The organism is Micromonospora sp. NPDC050686 (genome assembly GCF_040654475.1).
Lineage (GTDB): Bacteria > Actinomycetota > Actinomycetes > Mycobacteriales > Micromonosporaceae > Micromonospora.
This window is the reverse complement of the sequence record NZ_JBFAID010000120.1, coordinates 1-4,204: the sequence shown is the minus strand read 5'-3', so window position 1 is coordinate 4,204 and position 4,204 is coordinate 1. Positions and strand designations below refer to the sequence as shown.

Below are 4,204 nucleotides of genomic sequence, written 5' to 3'. Positions count from 1 at the left end.
CGAGACAGAGTTCGGCTTCAACTACGTCCTGCGCCGCGATCTGCCCTGACGGAAACGGCCACCGAAGTCGGACGGCAGGTGCGCGCTCATGCCGCTGATCTCGCGTCACACAGCGTCACAGTTGGTCAGTCAAGGCGGCGCTCGGTCTTGCCGAGAAGAGTGTGTTGGTGGGTTCCGGGCGCGTCCGCGAGCGGGTTCATGGGTGAGCGCCGGTGATAGCTTGCCGGGTATACGTTCTAGATGATCCGAGCTTGTGGCCGCGCTCGAGCAGTGCTCGCTCGACGGTCCCGCCGCCGGATGCCGCGCATGGCCGCTACCGACATCCGCTCGATGGCCGTCCTCCACGTCGATGACCAGATCGAGGCGGCACCCGACGAGTTGATCGAGGCGATGATCGGGTTCGAGGAGCGCTTCGGCGGTCTTTGGTACCCGGTCATCGGCTTCAACGGCATGGAGTACGGCCTCGCTGGTGATGTGGTGGTTCATCGCAGCCCGCTCGGGCTGGCCTTCACCGGAATCGTGGACGGCGACTGGACCTGGGGCGTCGACATCCTTGCTGACGGCCGCACCGCTATGGGACCCGGCCGGTGGTCCTACCGCGTGATCGACCGCTCCGTCGAACAGCGTCTGGAGAGCCACGCCATGCTCGTGACAGTTAGTGGCTGGTTCCATCGGACCTTCACCTGCCACACACCGCGCGAGGTGGTCCCGGTAGTGGACGAGCGGCGACTACCGCAGCGCGTGCCCGAAGCGACTGGCCCGACCGAGTCCTGGTGGCTGGACGACGACGCCGGTGTCGCTGTCCAAGCCCAGCTCAGCGCCTGGCCACAAGACCGAGACGCATGGACCATCCGGTACTTCACCCGGGCACCAGCGCAGGCTGCCGACGCGAACCCCGTCGTCTTCGGGGCAACAATCCACGAGACCGTACCGGCGCTGTGGTGCGCGCTGTGTTCCCACCAGGTCGAGCCGGGAGGCATTTGCCACCGTCCACGTTCCTGAACGATGAAAGTGGAATAGCCGGTCCTTGTGCCGATCCTTTCGGCCACGAATAGATCAAGGTACGGGGCGGGGTTATCTACCTGGCAGATCTGCCCGCCAGCATCCGGATCTGCCGCCGTTCGTGCGCTCGGCCTGTTCGCCGGCCGTCACTGTTGCGTGGATTGCGTTGGATCGCCGCCGTAGAGGGCTGCGAAGACGCGGTCCCGCAGGATCTCGTACTGCTGGCGGCATCGCCGAGGTGGGCCCGGCGGGCGTTGCTGGACTTGACCGCCGACAACGACTTCCGGTGGCTGGAACTGGTCAGCTGTCAGGTCGACCTCGCGGCCGTCGGCCAATCGATTCCAGTAGTGGTAGCCGACCTTGGCGTCTCCGGCGAGGACCTCGCCGAGGATCAGCTCTCCGCCGAGCAGGTCCTGAATGATCAAGGCAGTCACCCCGCATTGACCACGGGCTGGGTTGCCGGCGTGCCAATCCTGCACGTCGTGCGGGTCGCAGGTATCCGCTCCCCAGCCGCCGCGCAGTACCGGCCGCAGCATCTCCAGGTCAATCGCGAGAGGGACTGATCGTTGGTCGCGCTCTTCAGACGTCACCCAGGAAGGGTCAGCCCTCGACCGGGTCGAGAGTCAAGGGATTACCCCGCCTCGGGTCCTGGCCGGCCGAACGGCGCCACTAGCGGGCGCGCACATCTAGCCGCGATCCGCGTGCTGCAAAGCGTGACCACCCAGCAGCAGCCCTCGGAGTGTCCGGACATGCCAAGTTGAGTACGTGGTTTAGCTCGCGTACGCCTGCATTGAAGTGATCATGGCCTGGTCGTCGAAGGTCATGGTGTCGATGACCTCTCTCGTGGGGCCCTCGGCTGGTGTGGCGCGGAAGTGGAACGCGGCGTGGTGGTCGGCGATCGCCACCATAACGAGTTCCATTGTCCGTTGCTCGGTGAGCACGCCGGCAAAGTGCTGCTCGATGGCCGTTCGGCCGGTGACTGGGGATCCGCCAGCGGGGTCATGCAGGCGGGCATCCGGTGTGTAGAGATCTGCCAGTGCGGTGGCGTCGGCGGCGCCGACGGCGGCGAGGTGAGCCTCGATGGTGGCCCTGATCTGCTCCGTGCTGGCCACGATCAACCGTCGCTTTCCGCCGAAGGACCCGCAGCCGAGGCAGGTCGCCCTTGCCGGTCGAGGACGGCGCAGAGGACCCCGGTGTAGCCGGTCGTCGGATCTCCTTGCAGGTCCAGGATCATCTGCTCACCACCGTCGGCGAAGATGCTGTCGGTGGCGTTGATGGTGTCGCGCTGCGGCCGGCCCTGATAGGGCGGGCGACTGAACACCTCGTCGGTGACCGCGTCGGGAAAGTAGAGCTGTGTGGTCACCGAGCGGTCGCCGAGGTGCGCGATGAGGTGGATGTGCACGGTGCGGCTGGCGTACCAGCCCGGGTAGATCGTGTTGAACGCGCACATCCCGCGCTCGTCGGTGCGCTGGCTGCCCCGCAGGTACGTCTCACCGGCGGCGATCACATCGTGCGGCACCGACTCCGACGTGACCACCTGTCCCGGCCTCGCTTCGAATGGCTGGAAGCCGGAGTATCGGCCCACGTGGTCTGCCTGCCAGACCTCGACGAGGACGTCCGCGAGGGGGGTGGTGGCGTCCGCCGCCAGTAGGCGTAGCCCGAGGCGCAGCGGGAGACCATCGCGGTCCTCGGTGATCTCCCGACGCTCGGGATGCACAGCTCGGTGGTATGGGCCCCGCGTCTGCTCGACCAACAACCGGCAGGTGACTCCGGTCGAGGCCAGTAGTTCGACGAGGTCCTCCTCCACCGTGCCAGTATGGTCCGCCGCTCGTTGCGGCGCCCGCGGTTCGCCGCCCGCCACCCGCAAAACCGATGCTTTTACCCAGGGGAGGGGTGATGGCAGACGAGACACCTGACTACTTCGAACCGGAGGGCGGAGCGAGTGCTCACGCACCTGCTGATCGTCCGGGACATCGATCCGCCCCGCGCGTTCTATCGGCGGGTGATCGTCCCCAGTTGGTTGCGAAGATCAACCGCCGTTAGCTGCACCCACGCCGATTCGGCGTCACCGAGGTTGACGGCGCCCGCACTCATTTGCCGCGAGCGCGCTCCGCAGCGTCCCGTCGCGCCTATTCTGGTGCCGCCCGGACATGTCGAGTTTAGGACGTTCTTTCGGCTGGCCCGTAGTTGAGGTCACGAGGTCGGCTACCAGCCGGACCAGTGCCATCGGCGGACATCGGGCCATCGGGCGGTAAGGGGGCCGAGGCGTTCAACTCCCTCTACAAGGCCGAACTCGTCCGCAACAAGGGCCCGTGGCGCGGACTCGACGACCTGGAAATGGCCACCGTCGAGTACATCGACTGGTACAACAACCGCCGGCTGCACGGCGAACTCGGCCACGTCCCACCCGCCGAACACGAGGCGCTACACGCGATGACCCACCCGTCACCGCACCCCTGAAAACCAGATAACCAACTCTCCATCAAACCCGGGGCTTGACACCCGCTGGTCCCCACCCCGACCTGTCACCCGGCAGCACGGATCTCGATCTGCACGCAGTCGCACTGAAGGAACTTCAGGAAACTCGCGCGCCCGGTCAGCCATGGTTCACCCCGGCAGCCCGGCTCGGGTTCTCACACCCGGCGATGGACGGCGAGATACTGATCCACTCCGACCTCAACCCGGCCAACCTGATCGTGACCAAACACGGCCTACGGATCGTCGACCGGGCGTGGGCAACCAAGGCAGCTCCGTGGGTCGAGCTTACGTTGCTAATCCAGTGGTTGATCGGCAGCGGCCACAGCGCCAGCCAGGCAGAAGAGTGGCTGGGGTAGTTTCCGGCCTGGACCGCGACTGACCACGAGGTCATGGACGACTTCGCGTCAAGGAATGCATCGAAGTGGTCGGCCAAGTCCCGGCAGAGCACCGAGAGCTGGGTACACGACCTTGCCATGTGGATCGGCGAGTGGGCAGCCCATCGGGGCGAAAGCCGTCGCCTCCGCTGATGTGCTCGAGATCCCTTGTCAACGGCCGATCAGGTTTGGCTCGACGTCCGGGCCGATCGCCGTCGATCTGGCGCGGGTGGTGGTGGCAGCGCAGCGAGGTGGCGCCACCGAGGCGGTGCAGCGGCGCGCGGCGGTGATGCGGCGGAAGGTGTGGCTGCGGCTGCCGGCCGAGTATCGGGGCGCGTACCTGATTGATG

The 4,204-nt window shown here is 66.3% G+C and carries 5 protein-coding genes and 2 pseudogenes; 4 read left to right on the top strand and 3 right to left on the bottom strand.

Annotated elements, in window-relative coordinates:
• Positions 1–306: 306 nt before the first annotated feature.
• Positions 307–1,002 carry a hypothetical protein gene (locus AB0H57_RS32540; RefSeq protein ID WP_357512549.1) on the top strand — a complete coding sequence of 232 codons (696 nt, stop codon included), beginning with the start codon at positions 307–309 and terminating at the stop codon, positions 1,000–1,002.
• 146 nt (positions 1,003–1,148) lie between these two features.
• Here AB0H57_RS32540 and AB0H57_RS32535 read toward each other — a convergent pair whose 3' ends face one another.
• From AB0H57_RS32535 to AB0H57_RS32525, 3 genes are all read right to left on the bottom strand, one after another.
• The gene (locus tag AB0H57_RS32535) at positions 1,149–1,592 is read right to left on the bottom strand and encodes a hypothetical protein (RefSeq protein ID WP_357512547.1); all 444 of its coding nucleotides are present in this window, start codon (positions 1,590–1,592) and stop codon (positions 1,149–1,151) included.
• A gap of 180 nt (positions 1,593–1,772) precedes the next feature.
• Positions 1,773–2,114: a nuclear transport factor 2 family protein gene (locus AB0H57_RS32530; protein ID WP_262286843.1), complete on the bottom strand. Its 342-nt coding sequence runs from the start codon at positions 2,112–2,114 to the stop codon at positions 1,773–1,775.
• A gap of 2 nt (positions 2,115–2,116) precedes the next feature.
• The gene (locus AB0H57_RS32525; protein ID WP_357512544.1) at positions 2,117–2,719 is read right to left on the bottom strand and encodes a hypothetical protein; all 603 of its coding nucleotides are present in this window, start codon (positions 2,717–2,719) and stop codon (positions 2,117–2,119) included.
• Between the two features lie 542 nt (positions 2,720–3,261).
• Here AB0H57_RS32525 and AB0H57_RS32520 point away from each other — a divergent pair.
• The 3 genes and pseudogenes from AB0H57_RS32520 to AB0H57_RS32510 form a co-directional block, all read left to right on the top strand.
• Positions 3,262–3,462, top strand: a pseudogene (locus AB0H57_RS32520) (IS3 family transposase); the annotation flags it as partial.
• 185 nt (positions 3,463–3,647) lie between these two features.
• Complete coding sequence (locus AB0H57_RS32515) at positions 3,648–3,836, top strand: hypothetical protein (RefSeq protein WP_357512542.1); 189 nt, start codon at positions 3,648–3,650, stop codon at positions 3,834–3,836.
• 172 nt (positions 3,837–4,008) lie between these two features.
• Positions 4,009–4,204 (top strand): annotated as a pseudogene (locus tag AB0H57_RS32510) (hypothetical protein); the annotation flags it as partial.